Genomic DNA, 19,257 nt, shown 5'->3' with positions numbered 1-19,257 from the left:
GGAGGTCTCCTCGTCGGTGAGGTGTCCGGAGCGGTCGTCGTGAACTCCGGTCCGGTGTCATTCCTACCCGTGGCCGCTGATCAGGGGACGGGTTCCGGGACGCCGCCGGCGGCCGGGCCCGCGACGGCGGCGGCCCGGTTGTGGACGCCGAGCTTGCGGTAGATGCGCTCGAGGTGCTTGGCGACGGTCCGGGGGCTGCGGTCCAGCGCGTGGGCGATGGCCACGTTGGTGCGCCCGAGCGCGACGAGGTGCAGGACCTCGATCTCCCGGTCGGTGAGCTCGGCGAGGGTCGCGTCCGCGGTGGTGGCCAGCAGCCCCCGGGCGTCGTGGCGGGCCCGGGCGCGGGCGAGGCCGGCGGCCAGGGGTGCACGCAGCAGCGTGAGCAGATCCCGCTCGGTGTCGCTGAACTCGTGCCGGCCGCGGCTCAGCGCGATCCCCAGCAGCCTCGTGCCCGGAGTGGCCACCGTGATCGCGAGCTGGTGCTCGGTGGGCACGTGGCGGAAGAACTCGTTGTACAGCGCGCGGCGGTGGAACTCGCGGCGCGTGAGGAAGTCGCCGATCCGCAACGCCCGGCCGTCGCCGGTGGCCCGGTAGTGGGCGACCAGCGGATGGTCGTCGACGTGCGCCGCGAACACCGTGCGGGTGCCGGGAGGGAGGGAACCGGCCGGGTGGTCGGCGTAGTCGACCCCGCCGGGCCCGATCTCGTTGTAGGTCGACACGTCGGCGCCGATCAGCGAGGCCAGCCCGGGCAGGGCGAGATCGGCGAATCCGGCGGGATCGTCCAGATCCGCCAGTTCGTCGATCAGGGTCACCGCTCGGCGTACGGCGACCAGGACTGTGCTCATGAGCCCTCCCGCGCGCGGTGACTCTCCGGGTGCGCAAGGTGCGTAACGACGGTCCCGCCGTTCCCTGGTTGGGTCAAGGAGACCGGAATGCGATCACTCGTCGTGGTCGAACCCCCAGGAGGCATCCGTGACCAGAATGATGATCGACTGCCGCGACGTCCCCAGTGAGAGCGGCTGCACCCTGACGATCGCCGGCGAGCCCGACGAGGTCCTCCGGGCGGCGGCCGCGCACGCCGTGGACGTGCACGGACACGCCGACGGCGAGGAGCTGCGCAACGGACTCCGGGAGGCGCTGCGCGAGGCGTCCGACGGCCTCACCCCAGCCGGGGCGTTCATCCAGGTCATCGAGTTCCGGACCCGCCGCATCGACGAGTTCGACGACGTCACCCGGCAGTGGGCCGACGCCATCGGACCGGCGCGGACGGCCCGGTGGGACATCACCGGCGCCGATCTCGACGAGGCCGACTCCTATCTGCAGATCGTCGAGTTCCCCGACCGCGCCGCGGCGATGTCGAATTCCGATCACCCCGCCACGAGTGCGTTCGCCGACCGGCTCCGGAAGCTGTGCGACAGCGACCCGACCTTCCACAACCTGGAGGTGCACCAGAGCACGGTCTTCTGAGTCGCCGCGTCCCGTACGGGCACGTGCACGGGCGGGTGACGGCGTCATCGACGGCGGCGCAACCGAGTCACCGTGACTCGGTTGCGCAAGAACGTTTCCGGCCCCGGGCGCCGTGTCCGGTCCGCGCGGCCGTCGTGTCCGGAATCCGCAGGATCTGTCCTGACTTTCCCGTGATCGAATTTGCGAATTCGATGTTGCACTGCGGAACACGGTTTGTCGGCGCGCACCCGCGTCTCAGCGCCTTCCATTCCCAAGATCAGAGGACGACAATTCTCGCCTGAGGAACTTCGGGCTTCGGGCACGGTCCTCCGGCGATCTCCTGCGGTGCCTGGCGTTCGGGGCTCTGCCCACCGCTGACCGGTCGACGGACGCGTCCCGGGCCGTGTGCGGCGAGGGGGCGAGTGTGGTCGATGTCGGGGTCGATCTCGGGACCGCGAACACGGTCGTCTGCCATCCGCGTGACGGCGTCATCTTCGACGAACCGTCGGTCATGCTGCTGCGTCGCGGTGCCCGGCGCGAGGTCCTCGTCGGGCACGAGGCCGCATCGCTCGAGGGTCGGACCTCCCCTCGGGCGCGCTCCCGGCGTCCGCTGCGCGGGGGTGTGATCACCGACCTCGAGGCGGCACGCACCTACGTGCGGGCGGTGGCCGAGCGGGTCGCCGGGCGGCAGTGGCGGTGGCGCCGGCTCGGCGCGGTGATGGGCGTCCCGCTCGGGGCCACCCCGTTGGAGCGGCGCGCCCTGACGGAGGCGGCCGAGGAAGCCGGGATGTCCCACGTGACCCTGCTCCCCGAACCGATCGCCGGGGCGCTGGGCTGCGGGCTCGATCCGATGGAGCGACGGGTCCATCTCGTGGTCGACGTCGGCGGCGGCACCGCCGAGATCGCCGCCTTCTGCTGGGGCGAGGTCCTCGTCGCGCGCTCGACGCGGCAGGCGGGCGACGAGATGACCACCGCGGTGCGGTGGCACCTGCGCGAGGCCCACGACCTCGTCGTCGACGAGCGCGGTGCCGAGGACATCAAGATCCGGGCGTCGGTCGACGGCGGCGAGGTCGTCGCCGGGGGCAGCGACGCGCGAACCGGCCGTCCCCGGCTGGTCCCGGTGTCCGCCGAGGAGATCGACGAAGCCCTCCGTCCCGTGGTTCGCGGGGTCGTCACGGCGCTGACCTCCTGCCTCGAGGAACTGCCCCCGCAGGCCACCCAGGACGTCCTCGCCGGCGGCGTGCTCCTGCTCGGCGGGGGGTCGCTCGTCCCCGGGCTACGCGGGGACCTCGAGAAGGCACTGGGATTCCCGGTGAAGCACGTGGACCGGCCCCTGACCTGTGTCGCCGAGGGCCTCGCGGCCGCCGTCGCCGCGCCCGCCGTCCGCCGGAGCTACGGCTCCTGAGGGCTCCCGCCCGCTCCCCACCCACCCACCTGCCACGGCCCGGGCTCCGGGCCCTCCTCCCGGACGACCGATGACCGACACCGACGACCTGCGCACGCGACCCCGTCCCGCTCCTTACCGTCCGATCCCGGACGAGACGCCGTCCCCGGCGTCCGACGGCGGAACGGTGCTGCCGCTCGAGCGGCTGCTGGCGCTGTGCCCGCTGTCCGCGGATCAGGCCCGGGTGCTGGCGGCGGACCTCCTGCGGGTGCTCGACCGGGGCGCGCCGGACCCCGGAGGAACGTCGGACGACACCGTCCGGGTCGGGCGGGACGGACGGATCCACTGGGCCCCGGGCGCGGACGGACACGCCGTGGCGCGGTCGGCGCTGGCCCGGCTCGCCGTCGCCGGGCCGTCGGACGCCCCGCCGCTCGCGGGCCTGCTCGAAGCGTCCCGGGCTCTCGTCCACCCGGGGGTCGATCCCGGCCGGCTGGGCGCGGAGGTCGACGTCGACGGCGAGGCCGGCGCCGTGGCCCGTCGCGGTCTCGGCGCCCTGGTCGGCCGCGCGACCGCCGCCCCGACGACGGCACGACCCCGACTCGCCCCGCCGGTCACGGCACCGGTGCGCCGGCGCCCCGTCGGGTGGCGCGGCCGGACGCTGTGGCGGCGGACGTGGCCGTGGCTGCTGGCGCTCGCCGTGCTCCTCCTGGTCGTCGGCGGCGAGGTCGCGCTGCTCAAGGGCCGCATCGCCGGGGATCTGCAGGCGCTGCGGACCGCGGGCGCGCCGGCCGCCTCCACCACGGTCGCCCCGGCACCGGCCGGGCGCCCGGCGGCGCCGGTGCCCGTCGTCGCCCCACCGGCGGCCGGCCCCGTCGTCGGGGTCGACCTCCGCGCGGTCCCGCCCCCGTGCACACCGGGGGCGTCGTGCCCGGTCCGGGTGCTCGTGAGCCTCGGCGCGACGGGCGCCGTGCGACCGGACGTCGTCGCCTGGCACCTCGAGGTCGTCGACCGCTGCAGCGGCACCCACAACGTCCTGCCCACCGGCCGCGTGCCCGTCCCCGTGGGCGCGACCGAGGTCTACGGCCTGGCCGACCCGGTCCTGCCGCCCGGGCGCTCGCTCGCCCTCCTCGCCGTCGTCGACACCCCGGCCCGCGCGGCCGCCCCCGGGCTGCTCGTCGGGAGTACGACGTGCTGACCCCGTACGACGACGATGACGTCGACGAGCCCGACGACCTCGGGTCCCGCGCCGGGTTCCGGGGCCGGCGGGCGCTGCGCCGGATACGGCGGGCAGGGCGTCGAGAGGCCCGCGGCGAGACCGAGCAGCGCTCCCGGCCCGGCCGGCGCTCCGGCCTCGCCGACCTCGCCGCCGCGTGCTGCGCGATCGCGCTGGTGGGCTTCGGCGCGCTGAACCTGTGGGCGATGGGCGAGCCCGACCAGGCGGTGACCAAGCTCGCGACCGCCGCGGTCGGCGTCGTCGCCCTGCTGGTGCTGTGGTGGGCCCGCATCACGGTGACCCCGCGCCTGGCGTGGGCGGTCTACGCGGTGGCGATCGTGCTGCTGGTGCTCGTGCTCGCCGTCGGGGCCGAGACCAACCAGGCGGTGCGGTGGCTGGTGCTGGGCCCGACCTCGCTCCAGCCCTCGGAGCTCACCAAGGTGGCGCTGGTGCTCGCGCTGGCCGCGCTCCTGGGCGTGCGGCGCCCGGGTTGGCGGCGCAGCGCGCTCGCCGTCGTCGTCATCGCGCTGCCGGTCGGCCTCGTCGTCGTCGAGCCCGACCTGTCCACCGCGACCCTGCTCGTCCTGGTCTCCGCGGCGATGCTCGTGATCGGGCGGGTGCCCGCCCGGTTCCTGCTGCCGGTGGTGGCCGCCGCCGTCGTCGCCGCCCCGCTGGGACTGGGGCTCATGCGCCAGTACCAGCTCGAGCGCCTGGGGACGTTCCTGTCCGGGTCGCAGTCGGCGGAGGGCCCCGGGTGGGCGGTGCGCCAGGCGCAGATCGCGATCGCGCGCGGCGGCTGGTTCGGCGACCGCGCCGACCCGGTGCACGCCCTGGCGGTGCAGTACCTCCCGGAGCGCGAGACCGACCTGGCGCTCGCCAGCCTGGTCAGCGGCTGGGGGCTCGTCGCCGGGATCGGGGCGGTGCTCGCCGGGCTCGTCGTGGTGTGGCGCGTCGCGGTCGCGGCCCGGGAGCCGCGCACCCCGACCGGCTCGCTGCTCTGCGCCGGCTTCGCGGTGCTGCTCGGCATCGAGCTGGTCGTCTCGGTGGGCGGCAACCTCGGGCTGCTCCCGGTGGCCGGGGTGCCGTTCCCGGTGCTGAGCAACGGCGGCACCGCCTCGGTGGTGCACCTGGTCGCGATCGGGCTGGTGCTCGGCGGCCGTCGCGACGGTGCCCGCCGGCGGCTCTGGGCACCCAGTCGCGTCCAGGCCCCGCGGCCGCGCCTGGTGCTCACCGCGCTCGTGGCGCTGACCGCCGTCCTGGCGGTCTTCGGCCTCCTCGGCGCGCGCCTGCACGTCGAGGAGGGGGACCGTCTCGCGCTCGCCGGGCAGACCCAGATGACGCGGTGCATCACCGTCCCGGCCCCCCGCGGGCCGATCGTCGACCGCCACGGCACCGTCCTCGCCGCGGACGCCGGCGCCCGGACCGTGCTCCTGGTGCCGGCGTTGGCCGGCCGCGAGCCGGCGACCGTGGACCGGCTCGCCGGCCTGCTCGGTCGACCGGCGGCGCAGCTGCACGCGCTGGTCGACGGGGCCCCGGGCACCACGATGTCGGTCGACGCCGGCACCGTGCCCGCCGCCACCGGTGACGCGGTCATGCGGGCCGCGCTCCCCGGCGTCGTGGTGGTCCCGGCGCCGCAGCGGACCTACCCGGCCGCCGCCGACCTCGCCCCGGTGCTCGGCTTCGTCGGGGCCGCCACCCCGCAGCAGGTCCGTGCCGACCCGGCGCTCGACCCGCGCGCCGACGTCGGCCGCTCGGGGCTCGAGTCCTGGTACGACGGCGTGCTCCGCGGCGTGGACGGGAGCAGCTGTTTCTGGGTCGACCCCAGTGGCCGTCCGGTCGGTCCTGCCCCGAGCACCGCCCCCGTGCCGGGCGCGACGCTGCAGCTCTCGATCGACCTGGCCATGCAGCAGCGCCTGACCGACGACGTCGCCGCCTCGCTGAAGGGCGGGCCGACCGGCGCCATCGGCGCCGCCGTCGCTCTCGACCCCATCGACGGCGCCGTCCTGGCGATGGCCTCCGTCCCCTCGTACGACCCCGCTGTGTACGGCCCGCCGCTGGACACGCAGGCGCTCGCGGCGGCCGAGGCCGTCCCGGGACAGCCGATGACCAACCACGTCACCCAGTCCGCGGTGCCGCCCGGCTCGACGTACAAGCTGGTCAACGCCTCGGCGGCGCTGCTCGGCGGCTGGATCCCGCCCGACGAGGTCATCCCGACCGGCGGCAGCTTCAGCCTCGGCGACCACACGTTCAACAACTGGCGGGTGCTCCCGCCGCAGGACATGGTCCAGGCGATCGCGTGGTCCAACGACGTCTACTTCTACAAGCTCGCCTGGGCGCTGGGCCCGGACCGGCTCACCACCACGGCGCGGGCCTTCGGGGTCGGCGCCCCCACCGGCATCGACCTCCCCGGCGAGAGTGCGGGCTACCTCGGCACCCCGGCGTCCGTCACCGCCGACGGCGGCACCTGGTACCCCGGCTCGACGGTGATCCTCGGGATCGGGCAGGGCGCGCTCACGGTCACCCCGCTGCAGGACGCCCGCTGGACGGCCGCGGTCGCGACCGGGAACCTCGTCACGCCACGGCTCGCGATGGCCGTGGGCAGCGGTCCCGGCGCGATGACGCCGCTCCCGAAGATCCCGGTCCAGCGGCTCCCGTTCGCCGATGCGCTCGGCCCGGTGCGGGACGGCATGCGCGCGGTGGTCACCTCGGGGACCGGCACCGCGCTCGGCGGGGTCGGGGTGCCCGTCGGCGCCAAGTCCGGGACCGCCGAGGATCCGTCCGTGCCCGGCGGCGGCATCGACGACTGGATGACCGCCGCGGCGCCCTGGGGCAACCCGGACCTCGTCGTCACCGCCCTGACCCAGCACGCCGACAGCTCCTCCACGGCGGCCGGCGTGGTCGCGGACATGATGCGGAACTACGGGAACCGGTCATGAACGTCGTCGGGACGGGCCGCGGGCCCACGATCCGGTTCCGCGTCGCGGTGACGGCCGGTCGCCTCGCGGCGGAGGTGTCGCGGCGGCTCGGCTGCGGCGGGGGATCGGTGATCGGGGGCCGGGTGGCGCACCGCCTGTGCCCCGACGTGCTGACCCGGCTCGCGGCGGGCCGGACCTCGGTGCTGGTCACCGGCACCAACGGCAAGACCACCACGAGCCACCTGGTCGCGGCCGCGCTCCGCGACCGCGGGCCGGTGGCGCACAACGCGTCCGGGTCGAACATGCTCGACGGCGCGGTCGGGGCGCTGATGGCGACGCCGCGATCACGGCTGTGCGTGCTCGAGGTCGACGAGCTGCACCTGGGTCCGGTGCTCGACGCGGTGCGCCCCGCCGTACTGGTGCTGCTCAACCTCAGCCGGGACCAGCTCGACCGGGTCTCCGAGGTGCGCCAGACCGCCCGCACGGTGGAGTCGGTGCTCGCCCGGCACCCGGACACGGTCGTCGTGGCGAACGCCGACGACCCGCTGGTGGTCTCGGCGGCCGGGTCGTCCCCGCACGTGGTGTGGGTCGCCGCGGGCGCCGGCTGGGAGGCCGACACCCGGACCTGTCCGACGTGCGGGCACCAGGTGTCCCGGCGGACGAACGGTCTCCGGGCGGTCTCGTGGTGGTGCGACCACTGCGGCCTGCACCGCCCGTGCCCGGCCTGGTGGTGGACCCCGGCCGACGAGCCCGGCGGGTTCGTCGTGCACCACCGGGACGTCGCGGCGGTCACGGTGGTCTCCGGGCTGCCCGGGCGGGTCAACCGGAGCAACACCACGATCGCCCTGGCCGCGGCCGATGCGGTCGGCACCGACCCGGCCAGTGCGGCCCCGCACGTCGCCCGCGTCCGGTCGGTGGCCGGCCGCTACGACCGCGTCGCCTGGGAGGACCGGCTGGTGCGCAGCGTGCTGGTCAAGAACCCCGCGGGCTGGGGTGAGGCCCTGGACGTGCTGGCCGGTGCCCGGCCGGTGCTGCTGGTCGTCAACGCCCGCGAGGCCGACGGGCGGGACGTGTCGTGGTTGTGGGATCTCCCCGTGGACGTGCTGCGTGGCCGGGTGGTGGCGGTCGCGGGGGAGCGCGCCGCGGACCTGGGGGTGCGGTTGAGCTACGCCGGGATCCCCCACCACAGCCACCCCGACCCGCTGGTCGCGCTCGCGGCGCTGCCGGCCGGGGAGGTCGACGCGGTCGCGAACTACACGGCGTTCCGCGACCTCCGGCGCTCCCTCGCCGGCCCGGCGCGTCCTCGGCGGCCGGGCGGCGGCACCGGCCATCCCCGCCCCGCGCCCGAGGTCCCGCCGCCGGGGCCGCCGGGGCCGGCCGAGCCGGCCGGGCCGGACAGCGGGAGGCGGCGGTGCGCGCCCACGGTTCCGTAGCGATCGCCGTCCTGCTGCCCGACGTGCTCGGCACCTACTCCGACGCGGGCAACGCCGTCGTCCTCGCGCAGCGGCTGCGCTGGCGCGGTGTCGCGGCCGAGATCGTCGACGTCACCGCGGGCACCGTCCCTCCGACCGGGTGCGACCTGTACGTCATCGGCGGCGGCGAGGACACCGCGGAGTACGTCGCCGCCGACTGGCTCGCGCGGCACGACGGGCTGCGGACGGCTCTCGCCGAGCGAGCGGTGAGCCTCGCGGTGTGCGCCGGACTGCAGATCTTCGGGCGCGTCATGACGGACCGGGCCGGTGTCGAGCACGCCGGTCTCGGGCTGCTGGACCTCGTCTCGTCCCCCGGCGCCCGTCGCACGGTGGGGGAGTCGGTGAGTGTCTCGACGTTGCCCGGCGTGGGCCGCGTGACCGGGTTCCACAACCACGGCGGCGTGACCCTGCTCGGCCCCGACGCGCTCCCGTTCGCCCACACCGAGCGCGGGCCGGGCAACCACCCCGGCACGAGGGTCGAGGGCGCGGTGAGCCGACCGACCGCCGACGCCGCGACGGGGCCGGGCATCGTCGCCACCTACCTGCACGGTCCGGTGCTGGCCCGCAACCCCGCCCTCGCCGACCACCTCCTGGCGCGGGCGCTCGGCGCGCCGCTGCCCCCGCTCGACCCGGACCGTCTCCCGGACATGGCCGCGCTCCGCGCCACGTACCTCGGATGAGCACAATCCGGTTGTGGCGGGTACACCGGTCCGCGGATTCACCGGAGGAGGCGAGGTGGCGACGACGGCACCACGGCGGGAGCCTCTCGACGCCGGTGACCGGCTGCGGGCGGCGGCCGATCGGCTCGAGGCGCTCCGGGACCGCACCCCGGGCGGGGAGTGGGAGACGGCCGGGCTGCTGGCGTCGCGTCCCGAGGTCATCGCCCGGTACGACGACGGCACGACGGAGCACGTCGCCGACACCCGGGCCCGCACCGCGTCATGGATCTCCGGGCTGAGCCCCCGCGTGGTCGAGCCGCTGATCACCTGGCTGCGGGTGAGCGCGGACGCCGCCGACGAGGCCCGCCTGCCCCCGGAGACGACGGCTGCCGCGCTCACGTTCGCCGCGGCCGTCATCGAGCACGTCGAGCTCCGCGGCTGATCCCGCGCCGACCCGCGATCCGGGTGAACCGGATCGCGCCGGGCTCCGTGTCCTCGGGTGACGGGCCGTGCCACGGTCCGACGGGAGTCGGGAGGGGGCGTCGTGCACGGCGGCGAGCGCGCTCACACCTCGGGGTCCGGTGTCCCCACCCGCCGTCGTGAGGTCTCGCTCGAGGTTCTCTGGCAGCGGCCCCGGGGGACCCGCCGCGCCGGCGAACCGGCCGTCGTCGCCCCGCCGCGCGACGAGGCGCTCGTCGCGGTCACCGACCCGGAGGTGCGCTGCCGGGTGCTGATGAGCCTGTCCGCCACGACGACGACGTGGCAGCTCGACTCGCTCGAGGTGTGTCGCGACCGGGACGGTCCGCCGATCGACGCCGCGATGATGCAGCGCATCCCGGTGCACGACTACCTCGGTCTGGCGAACCGTCGACTGATCACCTCGTCGAGACCGGTCGACGGGGCCACCCGCCCCGCGACCGCGCCCGCCCGGCAGCGCGCCGAGCCGCGGGTCCGGCGCAGCGCGGTGGACGCGGACATGCTGCGCCGGGTCGCGACGGTGTACCGGCGGGCGCTGGCGAGCACCGCGCCGCGCGAGCGGCAGGCCCCGACGGCGGCCGTCGCGCGGCACTTCGCGGTCCCGCGCGCCAACGCGGCCCGGCTCGTCGCGTGGGCGCGGGTCGAGGGCTTCCTGGACGCGGCCCTTCCCCGGCGGGCGGGGGAGGCGGGCGCGGACTGACCCCTGGTCAGGGCCGACCTGTTCGCGCTGATCAGCGCGATGGCGTGGCTCGGCGATCAACCGGCTCTGGCGTCCCGGGCGAATCACCTCGTGGACGTCATCCTGGACGCGACGCTCGCCCGGTGAACCGGCGGTGCCCGGTGGCACAAAGCATAGATGCAAGCATGCGGCTATGAGCTACGGTGACGATCATGCCCGCCGAAGCCGCCGCTGACCGCGCGTACGCGATGACCAAGGAGCTCGTGCTCACCGGCGATCTCCCGGGCGGGCACCTGTTCAGCGAGGGCGACATCGCCGAGCGCCTCGGGATCAGCCGCACCCCGGTGCGGGAGGCGTTCCTCCGGCTGCAGGCCGAGGAGCTGCTGGTGCTGATCCCCAAGCGCGGGGCGGTGGTCGCGCCGGTGCCGCCGGGCGAGGCCGAGGACGTCCTCGACGCCCGCGAGGCCGTCGAGACCGCCGCGGTGCGCCGCATGCTGCGTCGTCCGGACCGGCTGCCGGAGGTGATCGGGACGCTCCGCGGGGCCATCGCCGAGCAGGAGCGCTACACCGACGCCGCCCAGCTCGAGGCCTTCGCCCAGGCCGACGAGGCGTTCCACCGCGCGATCGTCGGCGCGGGCCGCAACGCGCTGACGACCCGCTTCTACGCCACCCTCGCCGACCGGCAGCGCCGGATGAGCGTGCACGCGCTCGGTCCCTCGCCCGACCTGGTCCCGGTGATCCTCGACCAGCACCGGGAGCTCGTGGGCCTCATCGAGGCCCACGACGAGTCCGGCTTCGCCCACGCGCTGCGCGCCCACCTCGACGGGACGCACCGGCGATGAGGCACGCGCACGTGGCGGCCGCGGGCGTCCTGGTCTGCGGCTGGGGTGGGAACCAGTTCACCCCGCTGCTGGTGATGTACCGCGAGACCGGGTTCTCGGTGGTCACCGTCGACGCCCTGCTCGGGGCCTACGTCGTCGGCCTCGTCCCGGGACTGCTGCTGGCCGGCCCGCTGTCCCAGCGGCTCGGCCGGCGTCCGGTGATGACGTCGGGCGCCGCGTTGTCGCTGGTCGCCAGCGTGCTGCTCGCGCTCGGCGGACTCGGCGTCGGCTGGATCGCGGCGGGTCGGCTGATCACCGGGCTCGGGGTGGCGGTGGCGATGAGCGTCGGCACGACGTGGGTCACCGAGCTGTCGGTGCGCGCCGGCGAGACCCACGCGACCGGGGCACGCCGGGCCGCGCTCTGGCTCACCCTCGGCTTCGGGCTCGGCGCCGGGGTGGCCGGCGTGCTGGCGCAGTGGGCCCCGGCGCCGGGGGTGCTGCCCTACGGCGTGCACGCCGTCCTGGCCCTCGCGGTCCTCGGCGCCGTCGCGTTCCTGCCGGAGACCCGCGACCCCGACGCGGTCCCGGTGCGGGCGTCGCGACGGCTCGGGCTCCGGCACCCGCGGTTCCGCCGGGTGGTCTCCCCGATGGCGCCGTGGATCTTCGGCTCGGCCGGGATCGCGTACGCCGTCATGCCGCAGCTCGTGGGCGACCACCTCGGCCGCTGGGGCCTGGCCTACTCGACCCTGCTCACCGTCGCGACCCTCGGCGTCGGCGCCGCGATCCAGCCGCTGGCCAAGCGCCTCGACCACCTCTCCAGTGCCCGCGCGGTCCTCGTCGGGATGGTGATGATGGCGGTGGGTCTCGGCGTCAGCGTCGTGGTCGCCCTCGTGCGCTCCCCGGTCGTCGCGCTCGTCGCGGCGATCGTGCTCGGCGCCGCGTACGGGATCGCGATGGTGTCCGGGATGCTGGAGCTGCAGCGTCTCGCGCCGCCCGAGGAGCTCCCGACGCTGACCGGGGTCTACTACGCCCTGGCCTACTCGGGGTTCCTGCTCCCCTCGATCCTCGCCGTGCTCAGCGCGGTGGCGAGCTACACCGTCCTGCTCGGCGGGCTCGCCGTGATCGCGCTGCTCGGCATGACGGTCATCCTGCGCCACTCCCGGCGCCACCTCCCGCTGGGCGGGTAGCGGCGCCGTCGTTCAGCCCCGGGCCATGCCGGGTGCGACGGCGGGTGCGCGGCCGGCGGAGCCGGGCGCCGAGGGCAGGGTCAGCACCTCCGGACCCTGCTCGGTGATGGCGACGGTGTGCTCGATGTGGGCCGCGCGCGTCCCGTCGGCGGTGCGCAGGGTCCAGCCGTCGGGGTCCTCGTCGTAGGCGTCGGTGCCGCCGGTGATCAGCATCGGCTCCAGGGCGAGGACCAGGCCGGGCTGGAGCCGGACGCCGCGACCGGGGCGGCCCTCGTTGGGAACGTGCGGTGCCTCGTGCATCTCGCGCCCGATGCCGTGGCCGCCGTGGTTCTCCATGAGCCCGTAGCCGGCGTCGCGGGCGACCCGACCGATCGCGTGGGCGATGTCGCCGAGCTTGGCGCCGGGCCGCGCGGCGGCGATGCCCGCGTCGAGCGCAGCCCGGGTGGTGGCGATCAGCGCCCGGTCGCTGCGGGCGACCTCGGGGTCGGGGTGCTCGCCGACGGTGAAGGAGATGGCGGCGTCGCCGCTCCAGCCGTGGATGCGGGCGCCGCAGTCGACGGAGACGAGGTCCCCGGCGGCGAGCGCGTGGCGGCCGGGGATGCCGTGCACGACGGCGTCGTTGACGCTGATGCACGAGACCCCGGGATAGGGCGTGGACGCCGAGCCCGGCTGGTAATGGAGGAACAGTGGCTCGGCGCCCGCCGCGGCGATCACCCCGGCCGCGACCTCGTCGAGCTCGTCGAGTCGCGTCCCGACCGTGGCCGCGTCCCGGACGGCGATCAGGGCGTCGGCCGTGATCCGGCCGGCGTGGCGCATCAGCTCGATCTCCTCGGGGGTCTTGATCTCGATCATCTCGCGGCTCCACCACTCGGGATAACTATCCCGGTATTAGTATCACGGTCATGGTGCGCGTGCCGTTGACCCCGCAGGAGCGCGACCGGGGCCGTCGCCTCGGGGAGGTGCTGCGCGACGCCCGCGGGTCGCGGTCGATGACCTCGGTCGCGTCGGCGGTGGGCATGCCGGTGGAGACGCTGCGCAAGATCGAGTCCGGACGGGTGCCGACCCCGGCGTTCTTCACGGTGGCCGCCCTGGCCGGGGAGCTCGACCTGCCGCTCGACGCCCTGGTCGACGCCTGCGGGGACTCGGCCGAGCTCGAGGAGCCCCGCACGGCCTGAGCGGGCCGGGACCCGGCACCGGCCGTGACGCGGCACCCGTCGTCGGGAAGCTTCGGCGACGGGGGGCGAGGGCATCCCGGGAGCAGTCGTCACCCCGAGGAGCACCGTGACCCGTCATGCCCTGATCTCCGGCGCCAGCATCGCCGGTCCTGCCCTGGCCCACGAGCTCACCATGCGGGGCTGGCGCACCACCATCGTCGAACGCGCGCCGCAGCTGCGTGACGAGGGGCAGAACATCGACATCCGCGGGACCGGCCGCGAGGTCGCCCGCCGCATGGGCATCGAGGACGAGATCCGGGCGGCGAACACCACCGAGGTCGGGCTGCGCTTCGTCGACGAGCGCGGATCGACGATCGCGGAGTTCCCGGCGGGGGAGAACGACACCGACGGCCCGACCGCCGAGCTGGAGATCCTGCGCGGCGAGATGGCGCGCATCCTGTACGAGCGCACCCGCGGGTCGACCGAGTACCGGTTCGACGAGCAGATCGCCGACCTCACCGACCACGGCGATCACGTCACCGCCCGGCTGGCGAGCGGGGAGGACCTGGACGCCGACCTCGTCGTCGTGGCCGAGGGGACCCGCTCGCGGACCCGTGAGCTCGTGGTGCCCGAGGTCGGGCTGAACGAGCTCGGCATGTACATGGCGTACCTGACGATCCCCCGGCTTCCCGACGACGACCGCTGGTGGCGCTGGCACCACGCGCTCGGCTCACGCAGCGTCAGCCTGCGGCCCGACAACCTCGGGACCACGCGCGCGATGCTGATCTTCCTGTCCGATGTGCGCGGCCTCGAGGCCCTGAGCCGCGAGGACCAGGCCATGATCCTGCGGCGCACGTTCGCCGACGTCGGCTGGCAGGCGCCCCGGGTGCTCGACGCGCTCGACGACGCCTCGATGTACTTCGACGGGATCGCCCAGGCCAAGCTCCCGCGCTGGAGCAGGGGGCGGACGGTGCTGCTCGGCGACGCCGCGTGGTCGGCGGGCCCGTTCGGGACCGGCACCAGCCTCGCGCTGACCGGCGCGTACATCCTGGCCGGTGAGCTGGATCGTCAGGACGACCCGCGGCGCGCGTTGATCCGCTACGAGGAGCTGATGCGGCCGTTCGTCGACCGCGCGCAGAGCGTCCGGCCGGGCATGCTCCGGGCGATGAACCCGCGCACCGCCCCCGGCCGGAAGCTCCAGCGCCTGGCGTTCGGCGTCGCGGCCCAGGCCTCCGGCAAGTTCGGCGGGCTGCTCGACCGGTTCGGCCGCCCGCCGTCGGACGCGATCGAGCTGCCCGACTACCCCGTGGACCGGCGGATCGGCGTCTGACCCGGGGCGGTCAGCCGACTGACCCGGGGAAGGTCAGTCGGCGGGCACCAGCTCGATCGGGCGCTCGTCGTGGGCGATGCGCCGGGCCCAGCGATCGATGACGGTCTCGAGCTCGCGGCGCGCTCGTCCTCCGGGGCCGGTGCGGCCGCCGTCATGGCTCCCCCTCAGCACAGAGTGATCGTCCGGTCGCTGACTGTAGGAGGCGGGTCGATGGCGGGACCATCGGACTCGCCTCAGGAGGTGGAGATCCGCAGCCCCGAGACCAGGAAGAAGATGCCGCCGAGCAGGGCGTAGCCGGCGAGAGCGGTCAGGGACGCCGCGGGGCCGGACGCCATGACGAGGAACGACGCGCCGGCCAGCACCGAGATGCTCCCGCTGGCGATCATCGCCCACTGACCTCCCAGTCCCCACCAGCCGAGGGCGACGACGAGCTGCACGAGTCCCGCGACGATCGCCCACGCTCCCCAGACGCCCAGGACCGCCGTGACGCCGGACGTGACGACGACGATCAGGGCGATCGCGGCGAGGGAGCTGATGGCGATGTTCACCGTGAGCGCCCGGGTGGACGTCCGCGACGACCGGGCGTCGACGACGGCGGCAGCGACGTCGAACACCGGGTAGAGGACGAGCAGCGCCGCGCTCAGTGGCCCGATCGTCGAGGCGGTCAGGAACAGCAGGACGGCCCAGACGACGGCGAAGCCGAAGCGGACCAGATACAGCCGGCGGAGCGCTCGGGTCGCGCTGGTGGTCGGTGCGGTGGCGGTGGTCATGGCGGACGTCCTCCCGGTGGCGGTGTTCGGCAGAGGCAGAAAGACCGTTCTCTCTGCTCTGCCGGTGACAGTGCCAGCCGAGCCGCGTGGGACGCAAGACCGATCGTTCTTTCTGCTAGCGTGGCGTCATGGGGACGACGACCGCGGCGCCGCGCTCCGAGGCGCGCGAGCGGCTGCTGGCGACGGCGAGCGAGCTGTTCTACCGCGAGGGCATCCGCGCGGTCGGGGTCGAGCGGATCCTCGCCGAGGTCCCGACGACGCGGGCCACGTTCTACCGGCACTTCCCGTCCAAGGAGGACCTGGTCCTCGCCTACCTGCGCGGGGTCGACACCCTCACCCGCGATGCGGTGGGGACCGCCCGGGAGGCCGGCTCCTCACCGGCCGAGGCGCTGCGTGCCATCGGGGCGGCGCTCGCCGACGACCTGACCTCGCCCGGCTTCCGGGGCTGCGCCTTCCTCAAGGCCGCCACCGAGTTCCCCGACCCCGAGGATCCGGTGCACCGGATCGTCGTCGAGCACCGCGCCTGGTACCTCGCGACGATCACCGAAGTGTTCGCCGAGGCCTTCGGGGACTCGGCCGAGCGTCCCGACCCCCGCGAGGCGGCGCAGCACTTCCTGATGATGCGCGACGGTGCGATGTCCGGGGCGCATCTCGACGGGGTCGACGACGCCGCCGCCGTCTTCCGGCGCGGGGTGGACGGCCTCCTGGCGGTCGTCCACCAGGGTGCCGCGCGGATCTACGACACCTCCGGGAGTCGCTGAGGTCCGGGCCCGAGCGACGCCGGTTTCGGGCCGCTCGTCACGCTGACGAACATTCGTACGATTATTTGAGCGATCCGGACGGGCCGGTCGCCGCGCTGACAGCGATTGCACAGGGAACGCCCAGCATCGGGACACCAGATGCTCGGAGTCTTCGCGTCGTGACCGTGACGCAGCGGGCCGTGACGCCCGCGGATCCGCCGACGAGCCCGATCCCGCTCCCGGGTGGAGGGAGACACGGGGCCGTGGACGCGCCCCGCTGGTTCCGTCCCGGATACGCGGCGCTGCTCGTGGCGACCGCCGTGCTCTACCTGTGGAACCTGGGTGCGACGGGGTACGCGAACTCCTTCTACGCGGCCGCGGTGCAGGCCTCGACCCGCAACCCGGTCGCCTGGCTGTTCGCCGCGGTCGACGCGCCGGGCTTCATCACCGTGGACAAGCCCCCGGCCGACAACTGGTGGATGGGCCTCTGGGCGAACGTGTTCGGGTTCTCCGCCTGGACCATGCTCATCCCGCAGGCCCTGCTCGGCGTCGGGTCGGTAGCGCTGTTGGTGCTCGCCGTCCGGCGCTGGTCCGGCCCCGGGGTGGCCCTGCTGGCGGGTGCGCTGCTGGCGATCACCCCGGTCGCGGTGATCATGTTCCGGTTCGACGACCCCGACCCGATGCTCACGTTCCTGCTCGTCGCGGCCGCCTACGCCCTGGTGCGCGCGGTGGACGCCGCCGGCCGCCGCGCCGGGACGGCGTGGCTGGTGGCGTGCGGGGCCCTCGTCGGGCTCGGCTTCCTGGCCAAGATGGGCGTGGCGCTGTTCGTCGTGCCGGCGTTCGGGCTGGTCTACCTGATCTGCGCGGACGTGACGCTGCGGCGCCGGATCGGGCAGCTGGCCGGCGGCCTGGCCGGACTCGTCGTCGGCGCGGGCTGGTTCCTGGCGCTGGTCGCGATCTGGCCCGCGGAGTCGCGGCCGTGGATCGGCGGCTCGACCGACAACTCGCTCTGGCAGCTCGCCGTCGGCTACAACGGCCTGTCGCGCATCCTGGGGCGTGGTTCGTCGCTGGCCGCGTCGGCGTCGGGCACCGCGGCCCCGGCCGGGCGGGCGGGCGGTGGCGGTGGCCCCGGCGGGCCGGGGGGTTTCGCCGGTGGCGGATTCGGTGGCCAGGCGAGCCCGTTGCGGCTGTTCACCGAGCAGTTCGGCGGTCAGATCGCCTGGTTGCTGCCCGCCGCGCTGCTGGCGTTCGTGGCCCTGCTGTGGGCGACCCGGCGCGCCCCGCGGACCGATCTGCTGCGCGCCTCGACGATCATGTGGGGCGTCTGGCTGGTCGTCGCGTCGATCACCTTCTCGTTCATGGCCGGGATGGTGCACACCTACTACACGGTGGTGATGGCGCCGCCGCTCGCCGCGATGGTCGCGCTGGGCGCCCGTGAGGGGTGGCGACGCCGGGACGCCCTCGCCGCGCGGGTGCTGCTCGCCGTGGGGACGGGAGTCACCGCGATCTGGGCCGCGGTGATGCTGTCGTGGACGCCGACCTTCGTGCCCTGGCTGCGCTGGGTGATCCTGCTCGCCGGGCTCGTGGCCGTCGTCCTGGTGCTGCTGCCGCGTGCCGCGGTGCGTCGCGGGGTGGTGGTGACGGGTCTCGCCGCTGCGCTCATCGCCGCGGTCGGCGGCCCGGCGGCCTACGCGGTCGACACCGTCGCCTCCGCGCACGGCGGGACCGAGGCCTCGGCCGGCCCGCAGACCGGGGGCGGGATGTTCGGCGGCTTCCGCTGGGCTCGAGGCGGCGCCGCCGCCCGGGGCGTGGGTCGGGTCGGGGCCGGTCGGATCACCGGCGGTCAGGCCGGCCGCGCCGGTGGGGCCGGCGCGGGGATGGCGGGCGGCGGCTTCGGCCGCGGCACCCAGGCCGACCCGGCGCTGGACACCCTGCTGGCGCAGGCCGGGACGACCTGGTCGGCCGCGGTGCCCTCGACGATGGCCGCCGCCGGGCTCGAGCTCACCAGCAACACCTCGGTGATGGGCATCGGCGGGTTCTCGGGCTCCGACCCGACCCCGACGCTCGCCCAGTTCCAGGCCGACGTGGCCGCCGGGAAGATCCACTACTTCATCGGCAGCGGTGCCGGTCGCGGTGGGTTCGGCGGTGGGTTCGGGGGCGGCGGCTCGACGAGCCCGAGCGCGACGATCACGCAGTGGGTCCAGTCGCACTTCCGGTCGAGCACCGTGGGCGGCGAGACCGTCTACGACCTCACCGCCCGGACGCCGGCCTGACCCGGACCTGACCGCGGCGGCCCACCCGGACCCCGACCCGGGTGGGCCGCCGCGGCGCGTCCCGGCCTACTTGAACAGCCCGATCGCCCGGGCCACCACCAACGTGACGGTGGCCAGCGAGATCGCGGACTGCGCCATCATCGTCAGCTTCGCCCACCGGGCCAGCGGCATGACGTCGGTCGGGCTGAAGGCGGTCGCGTTCGTGAACGACATGTAGAGGTAGTCGACGAAGCGGGGGCGCCACCCCGGCCGGGCCAGCTCCGGGTTCTGGTCCTGGGGGAACGAGAAGTCCGGGTAGAGGCCGGTCACGTGGGTCCGCGTGTGGGGCCCGCCGCGGTCGAGCTCCCAGTACCAGAGCCCGAAGACGATCACGTTGGTCGCCCAGATCGCGGCCCCGGAGGAGAGCAGTCCGAGCGCGTCGTCGGCGGCGCCCGCGACGATCTCCAGGACGAGCCGCACCGCCGACCAGGCGTTGGTCACCGTGATCATCCCGATCAGCGCGATGCTGGTCCAGCGCAGCGGGAGCGTGACCCGGTCGATGCGTCCCGGGTTGGCGATGACGATGCCGATCAGCAGGACCAGCTCCAGGAACGGCACGAGCCGGTGCCCGGGGGCGAAGCGTCCCGGGAGCACCACCTGCAGGCCGATCGCCACCGCGACCGCGACCGCCACCGGCCAGCGCGGCTCCGGCCGGGGGATCGTCGTCGCGCGGACGGAGGTCGTGGTCATCAGGGTCC

Annotated in this window: 19 protein-coding genes; 14 read left to right on the top strand and 5 right to left on the bottom strand. The window is 75.1% G+C overall.

The window, feature by feature from the left end:
• Positions 1-80: 80 nt before the first annotated feature.
• On the bottom strand, positions 81-845 hold the full coding sequence (locus LQ327_RS17715) for a helix-turn-helix transcriptional regulator (RefSeq protein WP_230736022.1): 765 nt from the start codon (positions 843-845) through the stop codon (positions 81-83).
• Positions 846-981: 136 nt separating this feature from the next.
• Between LQ327_RS17715 and LQ327_RS17710 the strand changes: the two genes are divergently transcribed.
• From LQ327_RS17710 to LQ327_RS17665, 10 genes are all read left to right on the top strand, one after another.
• Complete coding sequence (locus LQ327_RS17710; protein WP_269070418.1) at positions 982-1,467, top strand: DUF1059 domain-containing protein; 486 nt, start codon at positions 982-984, stop codon at positions 1,465-1,467.
• Positions 1,468-1,870: 403 nt separating this feature from the next.
• The gene (locus LQ327_RS17705; RefSeq protein ID WP_230736019.1) at positions 1,871-2,851 is read left to right on the top strand and encodes a rod shape-determining protein; all 981 of its coding nucleotides are present in this window, start codon (positions 1,871-1,873) and stop codon (positions 2,849-2,851) included.
• A 70-nt stretch (positions 2,852-2,921) separates the two neighbouring features.
• Positions 2,922-4,025: a hypothetical protein gene (locus tag LQ327_RS17700; RefSeq protein WP_230736017.1), complete on the top strand. Its 1,104-nt coding sequence runs from the start codon at positions 2,922-2,924 to the stop codon at positions 4,023-4,025.
• On the top strand, positions 4,019-6,979 hold the full coding sequence (locus LQ327_RS17695; RefSeq protein WP_230736015.1) for an FtsW/RodA/SpoVE family cell cycle protein: 2,961 nt from the start codon (positions 4,019-4,021) through the stop codon (positions 6,977-6,979). Before LQ327_RS17700 ends, LQ327_RS17695 begins: the two co-directional genes overlap by 7 nt.
• Positions 6,976-8,391: a MurT ligase domain-containing protein gene (locus LQ327_RS17690; RefSeq protein ID WP_230736014.1), complete on the top strand. Its 1,416-nt coding sequence runs from the start codon at positions 6,976-6,978 to the stop codon at positions 8,389-8,391. Before LQ327_RS17695 ends, LQ327_RS17690 begins: the two co-directional genes overlap by 4 nt.
• Positions 8,370-9,110, top strand: a complete 741-nt coding sequence (locus LQ327_RS17685; RefSeq protein WP_230736011.1) for a type 1 glutamine amidotransferase — start codon at positions 8,370-8,372, stop codon at positions 9,108-9,110. Before LQ327_RS17690 ends, LQ327_RS17685 begins: the two co-directional genes overlap by 22 nt.
• A 55-nt stretch (positions 9,111-9,165) precedes the next feature.
• On the top strand, positions 9,166-9,531 hold the full coding sequence (locus LQ327_RS17680) for a hypothetical protein (protein ID WP_230736009.1): 366 nt from the start codon (positions 9,166-9,168) through the stop codon (positions 9,529-9,531).
• 57 nt (positions 9,532-9,588) lie between these two features.
• A complete protein-coding gene (locus LQ327_RS17675; RefSeq protein WP_230736007.1) occupies positions 9,589-10,266 on the top strand; it encodes a hypothetical protein in 678 nt (225 codons plus the stop codon).
• A gap of 191 nt (positions 10,267-10,457) precedes the next feature.
• A complete protein-coding gene (locus LQ327_RS17670) occupies positions 10,458-11,087 on the top strand; it encodes a GntR family transcriptional regulator (protein WP_230736006.1) in 630 nt (209 codons plus the stop codon).
• On the top strand, positions 11,084-12,253 hold the full coding sequence (locus LQ327_RS17665; RefSeq protein ID WP_230736003.1) for an MFS transporter: 1,170 nt from the start codon (positions 11,084-11,086) through the stop codon (positions 12,251-12,253). The genes LQ327_RS17670 and LQ327_RS17665 overlap by 4 nt, the downstream gene beginning before the upstream one ends.
• Before the next feature lie 12 nt (positions 12,254-12,265).
• On the opposite strand, the gene map is transcribed toward LQ327_RS17665, so the two are convergent.
• Positions 12,266-13,105 carry a type I methionyl aminopeptidase gene (gene map / locus LQ327_RS17660; RefSeq protein ID WP_230736001.1) on the bottom strand — a complete coding sequence of 280 codons (840 nt, stop codon included), beginning with the start codon at positions 13,103-13,105 and terminating at the stop codon, positions 12,266-12,268.
• A 50-nt stretch (positions 13,106-13,155) separates the two neighbouring features.
• Between map and LQ327_RS17655 the strand changes: the two genes are divergently transcribed.
• Positions 13,156-13,428: a helix-turn-helix domain-containing protein gene (locus LQ327_RS17655; protein WP_230735999.1), complete on the top strand. Its 273-nt coding sequence runs from the start codon at positions 13,156-13,158 to the stop codon at positions 13,426-13,428.
• Positions 13,429-13,534: 106 nt separating this feature from the next.
• Positions 13,535-14,737, top strand: coding sequence for an FAD-dependent monooxygenase (locus tag LQ327_RS17650; protein ID WP_230735998.1), 1,203 nt, complete (start codon positions 13,535-13,537; stop codon positions 14,735-14,737).
• A 33-nt stretch (positions 14,738-14,770) separates the two neighbouring features.
• On the opposite strand, the gene LQ327_RS17645 is transcribed toward LQ327_RS17650, so the two are convergent.
• Complete coding sequence (locus tag LQ327_RS17645; RefSeq protein WP_230735996.1) at positions 14,771-14,908, bottom strand: hypothetical protein; 138 nt, start codon at positions 14,906-14,908, stop codon at positions 14,771-14,773.
• Between the two features lie 62 nt (positions 14,909-14,970).
• Positions 14,971-15,507: a hypothetical protein gene (locus LQ327_RS17640; RefSeq protein ID WP_230735994.1), complete on the bottom strand. Its 537-nt coding sequence runs from the start codon at positions 15,505-15,507 to the stop codon at positions 14,971-14,973.
• 128 nt (positions 15,508-15,635) lie between these two features.
• Here LQ327_RS17640 and LQ327_RS17635 point away from each other — a divergent pair, with 128 nt between their 5' ends.
• Together LQ327_RS17635 and LQ327_RS17630 are read left to right on the top strand one after the other, a co-directional pair.
• A complete protein-coding gene (locus LQ327_RS17635) occupies positions 15,636-16,268 on the top strand; it encodes a TetR/AcrR family transcriptional regulator (protein ID WP_230735992.1) in 633 nt (210 codons plus the stop codon).
• A 242-nt stretch (positions 16,269-16,510) separates the two neighbouring features.
• Positions 16,511-18,520 (top strand): ArnT family glycosyltransferase, encoded by a 2,010-nt coding sequence (locus LQ327_RS17630; RefSeq protein WP_230735990.1) that lies wholly within the window; start codon positions 16,511-16,513, stop codon positions 18,518-18,520.
• A 66-nt stretch (positions 18,521-18,586) separates the two neighbouring features.
• Here LQ327_RS17630 and LQ327_RS17625 read toward each other — a convergent pair whose 3' ends face one another.
• Positions 18,587-19,249: a hypothetical protein gene (locus LQ327_RS17625; protein WP_230735988.1), complete on the bottom strand. Its 663-nt coding sequence runs from the start codon at positions 19,247-19,249 to the stop codon at positions 18,587-18,589.
• Positions 19,250-19,257: the final 8 nt, after the last annotated feature.

Origin of the sequence: Actinomycetospora endophytica (genome assembly GCF_021026375.1) — a bacterium.
GTDB lineage: Bacteria > Actinomycetota > Actinomycetes > Mycobacteriales > Pseudonocardiaceae > Actinomycetospora > Actinomycetospora endophytica.
This window is presented reverse-complemented; position numbering and strand designations above follow the sequence as displayed.